Source organism: Aquitalea sp. (assembly GCF_030150775.1).
GTDB lineage: Bacteria > Pseudomonadota > Gammaproteobacteria > Burkholderiales > Chromobacteriaceae > Aquitalea > Aquitalea denitrificans.
On the sequence record NZ_JASLFG010000038.1, the window covers coordinates 47,983 to 67,026 of the forward strand.

Consider the following 19,044-nt stretch of genomic DNA (forward strand, 5'->3'; position numbering starts at 1 on the left):
CCACATGCTGTCCACCATGAAAGAACAAGGAGGCAGCATGAACGATTTCACATTGCTCTATGGTGATGACACCATCCCGGTAGAAGGTGCATTCCCTCAGACCGGACAATACCTGCCCAGCTTCATGCTGGTGGACGACCACAAACGCGACGTGGCGCTGGAGGCTTTTGGCGGCAACCCGAAAGTCATCATTACCTTGCTATCGGTTGACGAGAAGGAGCACGGCGGACTGGCGCTACTGCAGGATACCCGTCGCTTTCTGGAAGCCTGGCCGGAACTGTCGGTAATTGTCATCAGCGTAGACTCCCCATCCTCTCTGCTGCGCTGCCGGCACGAACACGGCCTGCCAGGGGTCACCCTGCTCTCCACTCTGCGCGGCAGGGATTTCCACAAGCAGTATGGCGTACTGGCCATGGGCTATCCGCTAAGCGGCTATACCGTACCATCTATCCTGATTGCAGATGGCGACAACCTCATCCATTACGCCGAACGCTTGCACAACAGCAGTGGCCGCTTCAACCAGCAGGCAATTGCGGCCTTGCTGGCAGCCGAAAGTGCACCGGACACCACGCCAGGCACGCCGGCTGACTGAGGCCCCGGCGGCCCGTATCCAGCAATGAAGCATGCTGAGGCTGCAATGACCAATTGCAGCCTCGGAAGTTTCCCAATATTAAACACTATGGGTAAACAAAAGATTAAATAAAATGATATTTATTGAAAAATAAATGGTCAATATACTGAACCCAAGCTGTAAGACACAGCAGTTAACGCACTCAGCAAGGAGCACAGTATGAAAACCCTGGCCATCGCCCTGATTACCCTGATCACCAGCAGCGCAGCATTTGCCCATGATGTAGACAACAACCCGCCGACAGCTAACACTGTCAGCGCCTGGCAGGCCGAACAGCAAGCCATCAAGAACGACTTTGCCAAGCTGCCGACTGCCGAGCAGCAACGCATCCAGAAAATCAATGCCTACTGGGACGCACAAAGCCTGCGTGAAAACCAGCGCACCCACTGAGCCGTCACCGGCCTCACCGCCAGCCAACGCTGGCGGCATGAAAAAAGCCTCCATCACGGAGGCTTTTTTCAGTCATGGCGGCACACCCTCATTCCAGCACGCCACCACCTTCGGATTTGGGCGCTCGGCTAAGCAGGCCCTCCACCACGCGGTGGGGTTCATTGCCCTGATACAACAGGCCGCATACTGCTGCGGTAATCGGCATTTCCACTTCCAGCCGCTCTGCCATGGTCAGCACTTCACGGGCGGTACTCACCCCTTCGGCCACATGGCCCAGTTCCGCCAGAATGACATCCAGCGATTTGCCTTCCGCCAGCTTCAGCCCCACCTGACGGTTGCGCGACAGCGCCCCGGTGCAGGTCAGAATCAGGTCTCCCATGCCGGCCAGGCCCATCATGGTGTGCTGGCTGGCACCCAGTGCGCTGGCCAAGCGGGTGATCTCGGCCAGACCACGGGTAATCAGCGCGGCACGGGCATTCATGCCAAAACCCAGACCATCGGCCACCCCGGTGGCAATGGCCATGACATTTTTCACCGCCCCGCCTACTTCCACGCCCACCAGATCATCGTTGGCATACAGTCGCAGCAGGGGGCTGTGCAGTTCGCGGGCGATGCGGCGGGCAAACTCGCCATCATCGGCCGCAATGGTGACAGCAGCCGGTAGGCCTTCGGCCACCTCGCGGGCAAAGCTGGGGCCGGAAAGCACGCCGCAGGGATGATCGACCGGCAGCTCCTCCGCCACCACCTGGTGCGGCAGCAGACTGGAGCCGGCTTCAAAGCCCTTGCAGGCCCACAGGATGGGCGGCAGTTCCGATGACAGCGCCGTCAGCGCCCGCAGCGTAGGGCGCAAACCCGCAATGGGCGTGACGATAAGAATCAGTTCGGCACCCTGAATGGCGCGCGGCAATTCCGCGGTCAGGGTGATGGAGTCGGGAAAGGGGCAATCCGGCAGATAGCGACGGTTGACGCGTTCGGCTGCCAGTTCGGCCATCTGCGCGGCATCCCTGCCCCACAGGCTGACAGCATGATGGCGCGCAAATGCCAGCGCCAGCGCACTACCCCAGGCACCGCTCCCCAATATGGCCAGTTTCATGGTTTACAAACCCCACAGGTCGCTGATGCGGGCATAGCCGCTGCTGCCATCGCGGTGCTTGATGCGCACCCAGCCATCTTTCGGCGCTTCCTGCCATTGCAGCACGCCATCGCGGGCAACCGAGAACAAGGGCTTGCCATCGGCTGCGGGGCTGTCGCGCACCACGGCCTGATCGGCAGTCACCAGCAGCCAACGCTGGCCGGAAAGTGCCGCCAATGGAATCCAGGCGATACCGCCGGTAGCGTCGCGCACGCGCGACCATTCCTTCTGGCTGGACAGCACTTCGACCGGGTAATAGCGACTGACCACGAACAGTTTTTTGGCGCTCAGCGCGGGCGCCTCGTACAGCGCCACGCCGGTTTCCTTGACCGAACGAAACTCCAGTGCCTGTGCCGGCAGGGACATCAACCCGGCCAGCATGGCTGTGACAGTGACGAGGCGGCGCAGCATCAGGCGTTGCCGGCTTCGGCTTGCTGGGCACGCTGCTGCATGTACAGCGCCTCGAAGTTGATCGGCGACAGCAGTACCGGCGGGAAGCCAGCGCGGTTCACCAGATTGGAAACGGTTTCGCGGGCATACGGGAACAGGATGTTCGGGCAGGCAACGCCCAGAATGGGTTCGATATCGTCAGCCGGTACGTTTTCGATGCGGAAAATGCCGGCTTCGGTCACTTCGCACAGGAACATGGTTTTTTCCGGCAGCTTGGCGGTAACGGTAACGGTGAGGGCAACTTCGAAAAAGCCGTCGTCAATCTGCTTGCCTTCGCTGGCCAGCTGCATGTCGATTTCCGGCTGGGCGGCTTCCAGATAAACCTGGGGAGCGTTCGGCACTTCCAGGGACAGATCTTTTACATAGATTTTTTCGATGGAAAATACCGGTTGCAGCTCTTGTTGTTCGCTCATGTCTTGTCTCGCACGGGGCCGTTACACAACGGCCGGTTGGTCAGGAAATCAAGCACGCATCATCGCATGAAAGCACGACGTGCTGCCAGAGGGTGGCAAGCGGATTCGGCGGCTTGCCGGACGGGGCTTGATGCCGGTCAATCTGCCAGCAGTACTTCCAGCTTGCCGGCCTGGTTCAGCGCAACCAGATCGTCGCAACCACCCACATGGGTTTCGCCGATATAGATTTGCGGCACGGTGCGGCGGCCGGTACTGCTCATCATCCGGTCGCGGGCTTCCGGGTCCAGATCGATGCGGACTTCCTCGATATCGCTCACGCCCTTGCTGGCCAGCAATTGCTTGGCACGGATGCAGTAAGGGCAGACTGCCGTGGTGTACATGGTGACGTGTTTCATGAAAAACCTGTTGATGCGTGGTGGGTTCAGGGTTGCATTATAGCGTCTGGCGCTGGCAGCGCGCTGCTGTCTGGCACGCTGCGGTCAAAGCGGTGGATGAGGTCGGTAACAATGCCGTCCAGGGCCGGTCCCATCGCCAGTGCGCGCGGGCTGTTGACGATGGCCACAATGGCCAGCCTGCGGCCGTCGGCAGCCTGCCAGTAGCCGGCCAGTGCCTTTACATCCTTCAGCGTACCGGTTTTCATGCGCAAACGCGGGCCGGTAGTGGCAAAGCGGCGCTTGAGCGTACCGTCTTCGCTGGCCAGCGGCAGGGTGGCCAGCAACTCGTTGCCATAGGGACCGCGGGCGGCGTTGAGCAAGACCTGTCCGAGCAAGCGGGCCGACACCCGTTCGCGTCGTGACAGTCCGCAGCCGTTCTCCAGCACCAGCGCTTCGTCGGAGATATGCTGCTCGGCCAGCAGGCGGCGCACGGCATGCTGGGCATCAGCCGGCGTATCGCCACTGCTGCCATCTTCCCGCCCCAGGGTGAGGTAGACGGTGCGCGCCATGGTGTTATTGCTGTACTTGTTGATATCGTTCAGTGCCACGGTAAGCGGCTCGGACTGGAACTGCGCCAGGGTGCGCGCCCCCGCCGGTGCGCGGCCCAGCGCCATGCCCTGCGGGCCGCTGCCACCCAGTTCGCTCCACAGGGCGGCAAAGCTTTGTCCGGCAAAGTCGTTCTGGTCCAGCACGTTTACATAAGCCTGGCTGCCATCGCAGGCCGCGGGCAGCTTGCCACTGACTTCAATCTGGCTGCCCTGCAGACGGATATGTACCCATTGGCGCACATCCGGGCAAGCAGCAGTCGTGCTACCGCCATTGCCCAGCCGGGCTTGCAGATTGACACCAGCCAAGGGGGGATCCAACACCACGCGCGGCCCGTTGTCATCATTGAAAAAGCGCAACCAGGCCACTTTCAGGCCGGTAAGGTGGGTATCTGGCTCCACGGTAAAGGATTTGCCTTCATCACCGCCAAAATTATCTGCCGTGCCTATGCTGCTAAAACCGCTCTTGTCCAACAGTAGCCGGCCGGCAATCTGCCGTATGCCTCGCAGACGCAAGTCGTGCAGCAGGGTTTGCAGATTGGCCATGCCAAAACGCGGGTCTCCAGCTCCTATCCACACCAGGTCGCCTTTGAGTACACCGTTCTCCACCGGTGCAGCCGATACCAGCCGGGTAGTCCAGCGATAGCCCGGCCCCAGCCGGTTGAGTGCGGCCCAACTGGTGACCAGCTTCATGGTGGAGGCCGGATTGACCGCGGCATCAGCACGCTGGCTGGCCAGTTCGCTGCCACCTTCCACCGGTGCGGCCCAGATGGCTACTTCGTCCGGCCGCAAACCATGCAGATCCAGCGCCATGGCAGAAAGGGAAACCGCACTCAGACAACAGGCAATCCATGCTGCAGACTTCATTACATCTCCTGCGGGTCGACATCCAGCGACCAGCGTAGTCCACGCCCATGCTGGCGGGCTTCCGCGTCCAGCAAGGGGGGCAATTGATCAAGAAAACGGTGCAGAGCCTGACGGTTTGGCGATTCCAGCACCAGCTGTGCGCGCTCACGGTTGGCCAGCCGCACCATCAGGGCCGGGGCTGGTCCTGAAATCAGCACCTCGACAGTGAGTGCCTGCACCTGTGTGCGCACGCGGCTAAGGAAGGCGCTGGCCTGGGCCAGTTCGCTGGCATCGGCCCGCAGTAGTGCCTGGTATACGGCAGGCGGAAAAGCGGCCATGCGGCGCTCCGCAAGCAGGCTGGCAGCAAAGCCGTCAAAATCATGTGCGACCAGTGCCTGATACAAGGGATGGTCCGGCCATTGCGTCTGCACCAGCACTTCACCCGGGGCATCGGCCCGGCCTGCACGGCCGGCCACCTGGGTGAGCTGGGCAAACAGCCGCTCGGAAGCGCGATAGTCGGCCGAATACAAACCGCCATCCGCATTCAGCACCGTCACCAGCGACAGGGTGCCAAAATCATGCCCCTTGGCCAGCATCTGGGTGCCAACCAGCATGTCAACCTCCCCGGCATGCACCTTGCGATAGATTTCATCCCATGCTTGTTTGCGCTGGGTAGTATCGCGGTCGATACGCAGGATGCGTGCGCTGGGAAACAGGCGTCCCAGTGCAGATTCCAGCCGCTGCGTCCCCTCACCCAGCGGCTTGATGTCTGGTGCGCCGCAGTCGGGGCAGGCATGTGGCACGGGCTCTTCCCAACCGCAATGGTGACAGCGCAGCTTGCGTTCCATCAGGTGCAGCACCAGCCGCGTGGAGCAGCGCGGACAGCCACTGGTCCAGCCACAGTCGGTACAGGCCAGCACCGGGGCGAAACCACGACGGTTGATGAACACCAGGCTCATTTCCCGGCGCTCCAGTCGTGCCGACAGGGCCTTGATCACCGGCTCGGACAAACCTTCGGCCAGCTTGGCCCGGCGGGTATCCACCAGCCGCACCGTGGGCAGGCGTGCCGCGCCGTGGGCGCGCTGGTTCAGCTTGAGCTGGCGGTAGCGCCCGGCCTCAACATTGGCCACGGTTTCCAGACTGGGTGTGGCACTACCCAGGATGATGGGAATCCCCGCCTGCCGCGCACGCCAGATCGCCAGATCACGGGCGTGGTAACGCAAGCCATCCTGCTGCTTGAACGAGCCGTCATGCTCCTCGTCCACCACGATCAGGCCCAGCCGTGGCATCGGGGTGAACACCGATAAACGGGTGCCGATGACGATATCCGCCCCGCCCTGCCAGGCATCCAGCCAGTTGCGCAGGCGCTCGCCATCGGCCAGCTGGCTGTGCTGTACCGCAATGCGCGTGGCGGGAAAGCGCTGGATGAATCGTTCCACCAGTTGTGGTGTCAGGTTGATTTCCGGCACCAGCACCAGCACCTGCTGACGGGCGGACAGACTCTGTGCAATGCGCTGCAGATAGACTTCGGTCTTGCCGCTGCCGGTAATGCCATGCAACAGCCAACACTGAAAACCGGATGGCTGGGCAGTAAGCGCAGCCAGTGCAGCCTGTTGCTCATCATTCAGCAACGGAGCCTGGCCAAGCTGCAAGGGCTGGGTTTCCGGGCTGACTCGTCTGATACGCTCTTCGGCCAGCCAGTCGGCCAAAATCCTGCCCGCCTGCGGTGTCACTTGCCGTGCCTGCGCCTGTGTCAGCGGCCCGTCACCCAAGGCCTGCCACAGGGCCAGCCGGGCCCGCTGCCGGGCAGGAGGTGGCTCTGCCTGACCCAGCACAGTCAGGGCGAAGGGGCGTTCATCGGCAGGCACGATATCGCGCGCATCCCGCAAGCCGGTAGGTAGCGCAGTAAACAGGGTCTGTCCCAGTGGGAAGTGATAGTAAGCCGCGGCAAATTCCACCATGGACAGAAAGTCTGCCGGCAAGGGTGGCAGGCTATCAAAAACCTGTGCCACTTGTTTCAGCTGTACTTCCGGCAAACCCTCCGGGGGTATGCCAGTGACAACCACGCCACACAGCTGTCGCTTGCCAAAGGGAACCGCCACCCGCGAACCGGGTATGACATCAAAATGAGACAGGTAGGTAAATGCGCCAAACAGGGGCAGATCGACCACCACCTGAACTCTCTGAGAACCCACGGTAAATATTCCCTTTACACCAAACCCAATTCCGACAAGGCTTTGCGCCACCTATGCACAGAAGCTGTGGATATCTTTGTGAACAACTCGACATCCCAGCATGGAAAGGCCATTAAATCAGCATTTCCATTAGATTGCACAAAAATTAATCAGAATTATTTTCTGTTTAATTTCAACAAATTACCGTCAGTGCACTAATTTTGCCCACTGGGCTTGACAAGCAGAAGATGAGGAGGTTCCCAGTGTGAATAACTCTGAGAACACCAGTCACTACTGCTGTCAACACCCACTTTGACAGTAGGGTGCATTTCTCCGGTCACTCCTGCAGAAGCACGCCCATGGCAGCACAATACCCCACCCCATAGTCCAGGGCATCCTGGGAAAAAACTGCCTACAACAGTAAATAAATTTGAAATAAGACAGGAAAGCGCTGTTTGAATTTTATAAATGACAAACAGACCGAGTGATGTCCACCCGGTCTGCCAGATTGACTTACTGATGATACTGACGGGACAGACGGTGTACAGCTTCGACCAGCGCGGCTGCGTGGGCCGGGTCGGCATGCTGGGAAATACCATGTCCCAGATTGAATACATGCCCGGATCCCTTGCCATAGGCAGCCAGGATACGGCCAGCCTCGGTTTCAATGGCGGCCGGAGAGCCAAACAATGCGTTCGGGTCGAAATTGCCTTGCAGGGACACTTGCTCACCCACACGGGCGCGAGCCAGACCAATATCCGTGGTCCAGTCCAGCCCCACACAATCGGCACCGATGGCTGCGATGTCTTCCAGCCACTGACCGCCGTTTTTGGTGAACACAATCACCGGCACGCGGCGGCCATCTGCCTCGCGCTTGAGGCCGGCCACGATGCGTTGCATATAGGCCAGCGAGAATTCCTGGTAGGCAGCATGGCTGAGAGCACCACCCCAAGTGTCGAAGATCTGTACCGCCTGGGCACCGGCGTCGATCTGGGCATTCAGGTAGTCGGTCACAGTCTGAGCATTGACGGACAGAATGTGGTGCAGCAATTCAGGGCGGCTGTACAGCATGGCCTTGACGTGGCGGAAGTCATCGGAACCACCCCCCTCGATCATGTAGCAAGCCAGGGTAAAGGGGCTGCCGGAAAAGCCGATCAACGGTACGCGGCCATCCAGCACCTTGCGGATGCTGGATACGGCATCGAATACGTATTGCAGTTTGTCCAGCACAGGCACGCTCAGCGCGCGGATGGACTGTTCGTCACGCAGCGGACGTTCGAACTTGGGGCCTTCGCCCTCGGCAAAATACAGGCCCAAGCCCATGGCATCCGGTACGGTGAGGATGTCGGAAAACAGGATGGCGGCATCCAGCGGAAAACGCTCCAGCGGCTGCAGGGTGACTTCGGTGGCAAAGTCAGGGCTGGTACACAGGCCCATGAAGCTGCCGGCACGGGCACGGGTGGCGCGGTATTCCGGCAGATAGCGGCCGGCCTGGCGCATCATCCAGATGGGCGTGTATTCAACCGGCTCCTTCAGGAGCGCACGCAGGAAGGTGTCATTCTTGAGCTGGGTCATGTCGGTATCGGCTTGCTAGCCTGGGATAATGAAAGTCAGCCGGCATTATACCCATCCCTGCCTTGCGCAGGGGTATTACCGGCAGACTGGTCGTTGGCAAGACACGCCACTGTCCGGCACACATCTGGCGGACGAACCCTCCATCCCAGCACAGACCGGCCGCGGAAAAATGCTGCGGCAAGGCCTGCCAGCCCAGTTGGGGCCAGCGCTGATGCACGCCGCGCAGATGGCTGTTGAGCACGCACAAGCCAAGCCAGCGGGGCAAGACCAGATTGGCCGCCTGCCGCGCACAGCCCAGCGGCTGGCCGGCAAAGCAGACATGGTCGGTCAGTGAAATCAGCATGGCCCGCAGCCCCAAGGCCAGCCACAACATCCAGTGATGCTGGCCGTACACCAACAAGGACAAGCCAGGCAGCAAGCAGGCCAGCAGGGCATCCATCCGCGCAAGCTGCAGTTGACCGCTTGCCTGCATGCGGCGGCACAAGCGTGGCCACAGCGGAACCCGCCTTGCCAGCCAGCCCCAGCGGGCGGCAGACGGGTAACACAGCAACAGCAGGCTGCCGGTCCAGGCCAGCAGATATGCCCCGCCACACAGACGCAGGCACAACAGCAACTGTCGGCGACACACATGCTCCACACCTGGCTCATACACCTCTACCCGGCATAGTTCAGTACGGCTGTAGCGGTGATGCAGCTGATGCGCCTGGCACCAGACGGCGAAAGGCAGGCCCAGGCTGATGGCCAGCAGCCGACCGGCCAGCCGGTTATAGCGCCGCGATGGCAACAGGCGGCCATGCGCAGCTTCGTGCAGCAGTTGCCAGCGCAAGGGGATAAGCAGAAGTGCCGCCAGCAACAGCAAGCCATAAGCCGGGTGCAGCCAGGCCATGGCCAGCGGCACGGCCACCAGCTCCACCAGCCACAGCCGCATGGCCAGCAGCAATAGCAACAGATTCGTGCGCAAGGGAATACGGGGAAAGGGCATCAGCACTCCGGCGACCTGGTTGGCCCCCAGTCTGCGGGCTTTGCATGAAAGGCATATGACGTCGCCAGGCAAACCCGCACCATCAAAGCCAGCCGCTCAGCCCCAATAGTGCGCCACCGGCCAGCAGCCACAGCGGATTGATGCGCGTGCGCCATGCCAGCAGCGTGGATGCAGCACACAGCAGCCAGCCACTCGGGTGCTGGTTGGCCGCCTCGCTCATCAGCATGGCACTGCCGGCCACCAGACCGATGGTAAGCGGTGCAAGCCCGCGCTCGATGGCACGCCGCCAGGGCGAGGCATGAAAGCGCTGCCACAGCCGGGCCACGTAATAGCACAGCAGTGAGGACGGACCACACATGCCAACGGTAGCCACCAATGCACCGGCCAGCCCGGCCACCTTCCAGCCGATCAGGCTGACCACCAGCACATTGGGGCCAGGCGCGGCCTGGGCGATGGCAAACAGGGCAGCAAACTCCTGGCCCGTCATCCAGTGATGGCTTTCCACCACGTAGTAATGCATTTCCGGAATCAGGGTAACCGCCCCGCCCACCGCCATCAGCGAGAACAGGGAAAAACTGGCCAGCAAGGACAGCAAGATCAACATCTCTCTCCTCCTTGCCGCTGGCGGCGGTGAGCCAGCCATATCGAAACCGGGCCAAGCAGCAGCAACACCGGCAGCAATGGCCAGCGCAAGATGCCGACCGCGATGAAGGTCAGCATGGCCATCAGCAAGGCCAAGGGATGCCGTTCAATCTTCTCCCCCATGCGCAGCACCATGGCCAGCAGCAAGCCTGCCGCAGCAGACGCCAATCCATGCAGCGTGCCTTGCACATCGGGCAGATTACGGTAGTGGTCGTACAGCACCGCCATCCCCAGTACGATGACCAGCGGTGCCAGCATCAGACCGGCCACTGCCAGCCCGGCACCAGCGACGCCATGAAAACGTGCGCCGATGGCAATGGACATGTTGACGATATTGGGACCAGGCAAAATCTGCCCCAGGCCGAGCAGTTCGGTAAATTCTTCTTCGGACAGCCAGCGGCGCTGCTGTACCAGCATGCGATGGGCCAGGGGCAGCACGCCACCAAAGCCACTCAGGCCGATGCTGAAAAAGCCGACAAACAGCTGCCGCCGGCTGGGAATGATGAGAGTGGGATTCATGTTGCAAGGCTAGCTTGCTCCGGTGCGCACAACAAACGAGTTTTTATGGCATTGCTTGTGAGCTAGACTCACCAGCATGAACCGTAGACTCCCACCGCTCAATGCACTGAAAGCCTTTGAATCCGCAGCCCGGCAGGGTAGCTTCAGCGCCGCAGCCGAAACCCTGTATGTGACGCACGGTGCCATCAGCCGTCAGATACAACAGTTGGAAGACTGGCTGGGGGTGGCATTGTTTGAACGTCATGGCCGCCGGGTACGCTTGTCGGCTGCCGGACAATCCTATCTGCCCGCCATCCAGGCCGCGCTGGATGGCATTGCCGGGGCCACGGAAAAGCTGCTGGCACGCCAGCAGGGGCACCGGCTCAACATCAATGTCACCCCCACCCTGGCCATGCACTGGCTGCTGCCCAGGCTCACCCGCTTCCAGCTGCGCTATCCGGGCGTGGAGCTGCGGCTGGCAACATCCGATGCCAGCATCAACAACCAGAATGCTGATTTCGACATCGCCATCCGGCGCGGCAAGGATCACTGGCATGGTTTTGTCTCCCATGCCTTCCTCACCGAGCGGGAAATCCCGGTGTGCAGCCCGGCCTTGCTGGCACGCCAGCCCATCCACCAGGCCGCCGACCTCGCCAGCCACACCCTGCTGCATGCAGAAACCCGGCCGGTGGCCTGGTCGCGCTGGCTGGCGGCAGCCGGTGTGCCTGGCCTGCAATCGGCGGCAGACCAGCATTTTGATCATTATTATCTGGCGCTGCAAGCGGCAGTGGACGGGTTAGGGGTCACTCTGGGGGCGCTGCCGGTGATTGAAAGCGAATTGGCCAGCGGCAAGCTGGTGGCACCGCTGGATGGACCGGAAATTTCAGTCCGTGGCTACTCTTGGGCCGTACCGCAGTCACTGGTAGGCGATGAACTGGTTACTGCCTTCTGCCAGTGGCTGGAGGAGGAAGGCGCGCAGCACTAGACAGGCCGCAGGCATGAATGGAAGGAGAGTCCGATGACACTCAGGGGTGATACCACAGCGCGGCATCCTGCAAGGGAGTGGCTGCTGGCAACAGCGGGTTGTCCAGCCGGATTTCACGCCGCTTCGCCAGAGCAAGCTGGGTAAGCATCTGGCCGTTGTAACGCTGAAACAGCTGGTTGAAACGGCCATCTTTCAATGCAAGGCGCAGGCCTTTTTCCAGCACTTGCGCCAACCGGGGTTGTTGCGGACTGACAAAGAAATACATCGCCGCTGGGTAGTGCAGCACCAGATGGCTATCGATCACCAGCCCCTTGGCTTGGGGCTGGCTGGCTTCGTTCTGCACTTCAATCACGCTGCGCGGAAAGTAGTCAAAGCGATTGCGCTGCAACATCGGAAACAGATTGCCATAGTCCTGGCTGGTCAATACTTTCAGGCCCGCATGACGCAAGATGGCAGTATCCGGCCAATCCGCCACTTGTCCTGCCAGCAGGCCAGCAAGCTGGCGGACATTGGCAATGCCTGCCAGCCGCTCTGGAGCACCAGCATTGACCAGCGCCACCCGCCAGCCCAGCAAGCCCTTGTCCAGCGGAATACGAATAGGCAGCACCTGCTGCTCCCTCTCCGTGCTGGTCATGCCCCAGAACAGGTCGATACCGCCATCGGGCTTGGCCAGTTGCACCAGTGCACGGGACTGGTTCATGGCACTGGCAGCCTGCAACTGGCAGCGCAGCCTGACCTCGTCACATGCCAGTTGCAGTAAGGCCAGCATATAACGCAGGTGGGGGTCTTCCTGACCGGATACCAGGGCATAGCGTACCAGTTGCACCGAGACATCCGCCCGACCGGGCTGGACCAGCAACAAGGACAGCAAGAATGCGGCAAGCAACTTACGCATCGGAGTCTCCCGGCCTCCCAACCCTGGATCGAAACCAGACAGGGACAGGCTAAATGGTTCTGGCTGAATGAAGGTTTCCAGTATAGGAATCTTCGTCTCAGCCAAACTGGCCAAACAGCCAGTTCCTCCGCTGATCTCTGCCGGTCAGCCGCTGGCTTTTATCACCCCCAGACGCTGGCGTACCCACTGACGCAGGCTATCCAGATAGCTGTAAACCACCGGCAGCACAATCAGGGTAAGCAAGGTAGAGCTGACCATCCCGCCGATGATGGCATGCGCCATTGGTGCACGGGTTTCCGCGCCTTCGCTACCGCCAATGGCCATCGGCAACATGCCGAAGATCATAGCCAGGCTGGTCATCATGATGGGACGCAGGCGCACCCGCCCGGCCGCCACGATGGCCTCGCTGCGTGCCATGCCTTCGCGGCGTGACTGATTGATGAAATCAACCAGCAAAATGCCGTTCTTGGCTGCCAGCCCCATCAGCATGATGATGCCGATGACCGAGAACATATTGAGGGTGGAGCCACACAGCCACAGCGCGACAAACACGCCGACAAAGGCCAGTGGCAGCGCCACCATGATGGCCAGCGGCATGGTGAAACTGCGGAACTGCGCCGCCAGGATCATGTAGATGAAGATCACCCCCATGGCCAGCGCCTGCAGCGCATAGCCCAGCGATTCTTCCATGTCGCGGCGCTCACCCTCCTCGGCCAGTACCACTCCCGCAGGCAGCTTGAGTGCTGCGGTGATCTTGCTGATGTCGGCAAACACCGAGCCGGCATCGCGGCCGGCAATATTGCCGGTTACCGTTACCTGGCGCAGCAGGTCTACCCGGTCTATCTGGCGCGGGCTGAGCCCCGGGCTCAGCCGCGTCACCGTGGACAGCGGCACCATGCTGGCTGCCCCATTGGCATCGGCCCGGCCCGCCACGGTGATGATGTCCAGCAGCTCATTGCGCCGCTCGCTTCGCGGCACCTGCAGCAGGACATCATAGTTTTCGCCATCCGGCGCTTCCCAGCTGCCCACCACATCGCCAGCCAGCAGCTGCGACAGGGTACTGCCCACCCGGTTGAGATCCACCCCCAGGCTGGCGGCGGCATCACGCCGTACTTCCAGCTTGATGGCCGGGTCGGCATCGGACAGGCTGCTTTGCAAATCCCCCACGCCCTTGACCTTGGCCAATTGGCTGATCAGGAGATTGGCCGCGGCATCCAGTTCGCCAAGATTGCTGCCGCGCAAGCCGATATTGATGGGTTTGCCACCCGGCCCTTCCTTGCCCATTTCCTCCACCGACACGATTTCCACCCCGGCCACATGGCTAGCCAGGCTACGTGCCCGCTGCATCACGCCGAACAGGCTGTGGTTGCGGCTGGTTTTGCTGCCCAGATCCACCAGCAACTGGCCGTCGGTCTTGCTGGCGCTGAAGCTGCTGCTGCCTGCCGTCAGCTGGATGGAGCGCACGGCGGGTAACTGGCGCAACAGGGCTTCCAGCTCGCGCCCCTTGCCGGCGGTGTAATCCAGCGAAGAACCGGGGGCAGTCTTGTAGCTCAGGGCAAACTTGCCCTTGTCCTGGCGCGGCATGAATTCACCACCAATGCGCGGCACCAGCAGAAAACTGCCCAACAGCAGCAACAACGCCGCCAGTAGTACGGTCTTGCGGTGGGACAAGGCCCAGCGGATGCCCCGCAGATAGTGTTCGGCCATGCGGTCCAGCGAGCTTTCGAACCAGTCCAGGCATTTGCCCACCGGGCCACGGTGAGGGTCGCCATGCTGGTGCGGGTCGGGCCAGATCGACGACAGCATCGGGTCTAGCGTAAAGCTGACCAACATCGAGATCAGCACGGCCACGGTGACGGTAAGGCCAAACTGGTGGAAGAACTTGCCGATAATGCCGCTCATGAAGCCTACCGGCAGAAACACCGCCACCACGGTAAGGGTGGTGGCCAGCACGGCCAGGCCGATTTCATTGGTGCCATCCAGTGCTGCCTGGTAGTGGCTTTTGCCCAGCTGGCGGTGGCGAACGATGTTCTCCCGCACCACGATGGCATCGTCGATCAGCAGACCGATGGACAGGGACAGCGCCATCAGCGTCATCAGGTTGAGGGTGAATCCCAGGGCCTGCAGCGCAAACAGGGTGCCGATCAGCGCCACCGGCAGGGTAAGACCGGTAATTACCGTGCTGCGCCAGCTGCCCAGAAACAGGAACACGATCAGCACGGTGAGGCCGGCCCCTTCCAGCAGGGTGGCTTCCACATTGGCCAGCGATTTCTTCACATCCTCCGACTTGTCATAGCTGACATGTACGTGCGTGCCGGCCGGCATGCGGCCTTGCATGGCGTGGATGACCTGTTTCACGCCATCGGCCACTTCCACCACATTGGCACCACGCGCCGCACGGATATCAATGCCCACGCCCGGCTTGCCGTCGATCAGCGTCAGGCTGGATGCTTCGGCTTCGGCATCGCTCACCGTGGCTACATCCGACAGGCGGATGGTGCTGCCATTGCGATAGCCGGTCACCAGATTGGCAAAGTCTTCCGGCGACTTGAGCTTGCCGCTTACCCGCACGTTCATTTCATTGCTGGCGCTGCTGACCGCACCGGCCGGGTAGTCGCGGTTGCCGGCCCGGATGGCATCGGCAACTTCCTGCAGGGAAAGGCCGCTGGACTCCAGCCGATAGGGGTCGACATCAATACGGATCTGACGTTTGAGCCCGCCCACCAGCTTGACCTCACCTACCCCGGTAACAATCTGCAGCCGCTTTTTCAGGGTATTTTCCAGCCAGGTGGTGAGCGTGCGCTGGGATACCTGGCTGGAACTGAAGCTGATGGACAATAGCGGCTGGTCGTTGGGATTGAACTGCGATACCGAAGGGGTATCGATTTCACGCCGGAAGCGCCCCTGCACTCCCCCCACGCGGTCGCGCACATCCTGTACCGCCACCGCAGGGTCAACCGTCAGGGCAAATTCCACCACGATGGTGGAGCTGCCTTCAAACGAATAGGAGCGGATATGCTTGATGCCGTTGATGGTGTTGATGGCCTCTTCCAGCGGACGGGTGACTTCGCTCTCCACCACCTCGGGCGAGGCACCGCTGTAATGGGTGCTAACCACTGCCACCGGGAAGCGGATATCCGGCAACTCTTCCACCGGCAGACGCGACCAGGCAAACAAGCCCAACACCAGCAATGCCAGCATCAGGACAGTAGCAAAATAGGGATTGCGCACGCTGACACGGGTCAACCACATGCTGTGTCCCTCATTTCAGTTCGGTTGGCAGGGTAACGGCATCGCCGCTGGCCACGCCCAACAAGGGTGCAGCCAGCACCACCTGGCCGGGATTCAGCCCCGTCACGGCCAGCTTGCGCTCGCTCTGCGACCACAGCAGCACCTTTACCGGCTGATGTTTGAGCCGCCCTTGCGTCACCAGCATCACCCAGGGCTGCCCCTGCAGATCCTGTACCGCGGTTTGCGGCAGCACCACCTGCCCGGTCAGTTCGCGCAGAACCACGCCACCCTTGGCAAACTGCCCGGCCTTGAGGCGGCCATCGGCATTATTCACCCGGATATAAATAAGGAAACTGCGGGTCCCGCTCTGCGCCACCGGATTGACCCGTACCACCTCGCCCGTAGACTCGTCCGGCAGCCCCTCCACGCTGAATCGCGCCTGCTGGCCGGGTTTGATGCGGCCAATCCACTGCGACGGCACACTGGCACTCAACTCCAGCACACCGAGGTCGGCAATGGAAAACAGCCGGGTATTCTTGGCGGCGATTTCACCGGGGTTGATCTTGCGCTCGTACACTACACCAGCAATTGGTGCGCGTACCACACTATCCGCTTGCAAACGGCGGGCGCGGGCCAGCTGGCTGCTTTGTGCCTGCAGCTCACCCTGGCGGACGGTGTATTCGCTTTCGGCCTCGTCATAGGCCAATTGGGAAATGAAGCCCTTCTGCAGCAGCTCGTGCTGCTTGTCCAGCTTGATGCGCGCCAGCTTCAGCCTAGACTGATTACCGGCCAGCTGGGCCTGCTGTTCGCTGACCGACTGGTCCAGTGACTCCGAATCCAGCCGTGCCAGCACCTGGCCCTGACGTACGACCTCGCCCTCGCGCACCAGCACATCGTGCACACGGGCTTCCACCTCGGCGGCAATACTGCTGCTTTTGAGCGCAGCCAGCGTGCCGGTAAACGGCAGGGTATCACGCAGATTTCTACGCACAACCACTTCGATATCGGCGCGTGACAGTGCACGGGACGGCGTTTGTGCGGCCACGGCAGATGCCGCTTCCTTGCTGCCAGCAGAGTCCTCATGCCCACCACAGGCAGCCAATCCCCCTAACACGATTCCCCAGCCCAGCCAGCTTACCTTCATGTTTTTCTTGTTTCCTTCGTGATTATTACGGTGCAGCCGCCATGGATGGCGTCACACCTCTGGGCAGCAGCATCCACAGACTGCCGCTTTGCTTCATCTTGCCGGCATACATCCCCGCCTCGCTGCCATAGCCCCAGAACAGGTCAGCCCGTACCGCACCACGAATGGCGCTGCCGGTATCCTGGGCATGTACCAGCCGGGTAAGCGGCTGCTGGGACAGCGGCCAGGTGGTAGCCAGATATACTGGTGTTCCCAGCGGGATGTAGCGCGGGTCCACCGCAATGCTGTAGCCACCGGTCAGCGGCACGCCCAGCGCACCCGCCGGGCCGCTGTCTCCTCCCGGCAATGCCTTGAAGAAAACATAGCTGGGGTTGACGGCAAACAGCTCCTGCTGTCGTCCCGGATTGGCCTTGATCCAGGCCTGGATACCCTGCATGGACGCTGCCGACAACGGCATCTCGCCCTTGTCGACCAGCCATTTGCCGATGGACTGATAGTTGTAGCCGTTCTGCTCGGCGTAACCGACATGCAGAAAACTGCCATCTTCCAGTTGAATACGCCCGGAACCCTGCACCTGCAGGAAGAACAGTTCGACCGGGTCCTCCACCCAGGCCAATATCGGCGCACTGGACACGCCCTTGCCCTGAGCAATTTCGGCACGCGTGTAATACGGCAGCAGACGGTTGCCGGATAAACGTCCCTTCAGTTTTCCGCTGCGGTTATCTACCGGAAAGTCAGTCGGACGGATTTCCACTTCGCCAGCGCCCGCCACCGTCTTGCCTGCCAGCAACTGCAAGCGGTTGCTAGCTATCCGGCGCGCCACCAGCACACTGCTGCCGCGCACAGCTGCGGGATAATCCAGAACCAGTAGATCAGCTGGTACACCATAAACCGGCCAGGGCGTGCGCTCACTGCGAGTGCGGCTACCATTGAGCAATGGTTCGTAATAACCGGTAATCAGTCCGCTGCTACTGCTGCCATCGTGCACTGGCCAGGCATTGAAGCGGCTTTCGAAGAACTGGCGTACCTGCACTGCGTCGTCTGCCGGCATGTGGGCAGCATCAGCACACACAGACTGCCAGGCTACCTTGCGCACCAGGGCCTTGCAGCTTTGCTGCAGCGCCAGCAGGGTATCGCCCATTTTCTGCTGCTGCCAGGCAGGCAGGGCAGACGGGCTAAGCTGGCCACTACTACCAGACAGGGGCGGGGTATACGTAGTAGAACAGGCCGCAAGCCACAACAGCGACAGGGATAACAACAAACGTTTCAACATGGCAGCAACATCAATAAATAGGTGGGGAAACAGGCCGGGAATGCCAGCCGCTCATGTTACCGCGCGGGACTTCCGGTTGCACGGCGCTCAGCGCGATGGGACCACGCTATCCACAGCAGGTTCTGGCAGCGGCCACTTTTCATCGAGCCGCAACAAAACTGCAAACAAAGCTGGCTAACATGGCCAGCACAACACAGTCTACTGGCGCACCATCGCAATGGTCGGCCAGGCCATCACGCTGCTTGAAACAAGGAGATATTTCATGAAACGCCTTTTTGCCCGTTCTGCCCTGTTTGCAACCCTGGCCCTCTCTATCGGTGGCAGCGCCATGCTGGCACATGCCGAAGATGCTCCGGTCAGCGATGAACAACTGGCCAGCAACGTCAAGAATGCACTGGATGCTGACCCGGAGCTGAAAACCCTTGACCTGCACGTGGTCAGCAAGAAGCAGGAAGTCACCATTGACGGCAAGATGACCGACGACCAGCAAATGTACAAAGCCGGCGTGATTGCCGAAAAAGTACCGGGCGTAAAGTTTGTCATCAACAATATGAATATGTGATTCTGCAGTCCGTCAGCGGACTGCTTGCTGTCTATACGCCCCCAGCGCATGGGGGCGTTTTCATTTGTCAGCCGACTCTGAAAATTCGTCATGACGTCAGGATTCACAGCAGATCACCACCTGCACCATCCCGCAATCACCACGCCAGTTCCCACCACCTGCAGCAGCTAGCTAGTTACCCCCGGTAATCGGTACAGCACATCATCATCACCGATCATGCCAACACCTGAGCAAGCTGCTCA

18 protein-coding genes are annotated in these 19,044 nt (G+C 60.9%); 4 read left to right on the forward strand and 14 right to left on the reverse strand.

What is annotated here, in order from left to right; genetic code table 11:
* Positions 1–37: 37 nt before the first annotated feature.
* Together QVF59_RS14130 and QVF59_RS14135 are read left to right on the forward strand one after the other, a co-directional pair.
* A complete protein-coding gene (locus QVF59_RS14130; protein ID WP_287880766.1) occupies positions 38–592 on the forward strand; it encodes a thioredoxin domain-containing protein in 555 nt (184 codons plus the stop codon).
* A gap of 198 nt (positions 593–790) precedes the next feature.
* The gene (locus QVF59_RS14135) at positions 791–1,021 is read left to right on the forward strand and encodes a hypothetical protein (RefSeq protein WP_287880768.1); all 231 of its coding nucleotides are present in this window, start codon (positions 791–793) and stop codon (positions 1,019–1,021) included.
* A gap of 88 nt (positions 1,022–1,109) precedes the next feature.
* Here QVF59_RS14135 and QVF59_RS14140 read toward each other — a convergent pair whose 3' ends face one another.
* From QVF59_RS14140 to QVF59_RS14185, 10 genes are all read right to left on the reverse strand, one after another.
* Positions 1,110–2,114, reverse strand: a complete 1,005-nt coding sequence (locus QVF59_RS14140) for an NAD(P)H-dependent glycerol-3-phosphate dehydrogenase (protein ID WP_159879374.1) — start codon at positions 2,112–2,114, stop codon at positions 1,110–1,112.
* 3 nt (positions 2,115–2,117) lie between these two features.
* Positions 2,118–2,564, reverse strand: a complete 447-nt coding sequence (locus QVF59_RS14145) for an SH3 domain-containing protein (protein ID WP_287880770.1) — start codon at positions 2,562–2,564, stop codon at positions 2,118–2,120.
* A complete protein-coding gene (gene secB, locus QVF59_RS14150; RefSeq protein ID WP_159879378.1) occupies positions 2,564–3,016 on the reverse strand; it encodes a protein-export chaperone SecB in 453 nt (150 codons plus the stop codon). The genes QVF59_RS14145 and secB overlap by 1 nt, the downstream gene beginning before the upstream one ends.
* A gap of 137 nt (positions 3,017–3,153) precedes the next feature.
* Entirely contained in the window at positions 3,154–3,411 is a 258-nt protein-coding gene (gene grxC / locus QVF59_RS14155; RefSeq protein ID WP_159879380.1) for a glutaredoxin 3, read from the reverse strand.
* 26 nt (positions 3,412–3,437) lie between these two features.
* Positions 3,438–4,862, reverse strand: coding sequence for a D-alanyl-D-alanine carboxypeptidase/D-alanyl-D-alanine endopeptidase (gene dacB / locus QVF59_RS14160; protein WP_287880771.1), 1,425 nt, complete (start codon positions 4,860–4,862; stop codon positions 3,438–3,440).
* On the reverse strand, positions 4,862–7,036 hold the full coding sequence (locus QVF59_RS14165; protein WP_287880773.1) for a primosomal protein N': 2,175 nt from the start codon (positions 7,034–7,036) through the stop codon (positions 4,862–4,864). Before QVF59_RS14165 ends, dacB begins: the two co-directional genes overlap by 1 nt.
* Before the next feature lie 492 nt (positions 7,037–7,528).
* Entirely contained in the window at positions 7,529–8,590 is a 1,062-nt protein-coding gene (hemE, locus tag QVF59_RS14170) for a uroporphyrinogen decarboxylase (protein WP_287880775.1), read from the reverse strand.
* On the reverse strand, positions 8,571–9,572 hold the full coding sequence (locus QVF59_RS14175; protein WP_287880776.1) for a fatty acid desaturase: 1,002 nt from the start codon (positions 9,570–9,572) through the stop codon (positions 8,571–8,573). Before QVF59_RS14175 ends, hemE begins: the two co-directional genes overlap by 20 nt.
* Positions 9,573–9,654: 82 nt before the next feature.
* Positions 9,655–10,176: a chromate transporter gene (locus QVF59_RS14180; protein WP_159879390.1), complete on the reverse strand. Its 522-nt coding sequence runs from the start codon at positions 10,174–10,176 to the stop codon at positions 9,655–9,657.
* On the reverse strand, positions 10,170–10,733 hold the full coding sequence (locus QVF59_RS14185; protein WP_159879392.1) for a chromate transporter: 564 nt from the start codon (positions 10,731–10,733) through the stop codon (positions 10,170–10,172). The genes QVF59_RS14180 and QVF59_RS14185 overlap by 7 nt, the downstream gene beginning before the upstream one ends.
* Before the next feature lie 76 nt (positions 10,734–10,809).
* On the opposite strand from QVF59_RS14185, the gene gcvA reads away from it, so the two are divergent.
* Positions 10,810–11,697 carry a transcriptional regulator GcvA gene (gene gcvA, locus QVF59_RS14190; RefSeq protein ID WP_159879394.1) on the forward strand — a complete coding sequence of 296 codons (888 nt, stop codon included), beginning with the start codon at positions 10,810–10,812 and terminating at the stop codon, positions 11,695–11,697.
* 40 nt (positions 11,698–11,737) lie between these two features.
* On the opposite strand, the gene QVF59_RS14195 is transcribed toward gcvA, so the two are convergent.
* The 4 genes from QVF59_RS14195 to mltA all read right to left on the reverse strand — a co-directional run bounded on the left by QVF59_RS14195 (position 11,738) and on the right by mltA (position 18,240).
* Positions 11,738–12,592 carry a substrate-binding periplasmic protein gene (locus tag QVF59_RS14195; protein ID WP_287880779.1) on the reverse strand — a complete coding sequence of 285 codons (855 nt, stop codon included), beginning with the start codon at positions 12,590–12,592 and terminating at the stop codon, positions 11,738–11,740.
* A 144-nt stretch (positions 12,593–12,736) separates the two neighbouring features.
* Positions 12,737–15,844, reverse strand: a complete 3,108-nt coding sequence (locus QVF59_RS14200) for an efflux RND transporter permease subunit (RefSeq protein WP_287880780.1) — start codon at positions 15,842–15,844, stop codon at positions 12,737–12,739.
* A gap of 10 nt (positions 15,845–15,854) precedes the next feature.
* A complete protein-coding gene (locus QVF59_RS14205; protein WP_287880782.1) occupies positions 15,855–16,967 on the reverse strand; it encodes an efflux RND transporter periplasmic adaptor subunit in 1,113 nt (370 codons plus the stop codon).
* A 25-nt stretch (positions 16,968–16,992) separates the two neighbouring features.
* Positions 16,993–18,240 (reverse strand): murein transglycosylase A, encoded by a 1,248-nt coding sequence (gene mltA / locus QVF59_RS14210; protein WP_159879402.1) that lies wholly within the window; start codon positions 18,238–18,240, stop codon positions 16,993–16,995.
* Positions 18,241–18,502: 262 nt separating this feature from the next.
* Here mltA and QVF59_RS14215 point away from each other — a divergent pair, with 262 nt between their 5' ends.
* Positions 18,503–18,802 (forward strand): BON domain-containing protein, encoded by a 300-nt coding sequence (locus QVF59_RS14215; protein WP_240902524.1) that lies wholly within the window; start codon positions 18,503–18,505, stop codon positions 18,800–18,802.
* Positions 18,803–19,044: the final 242 nt, after the last annotated feature.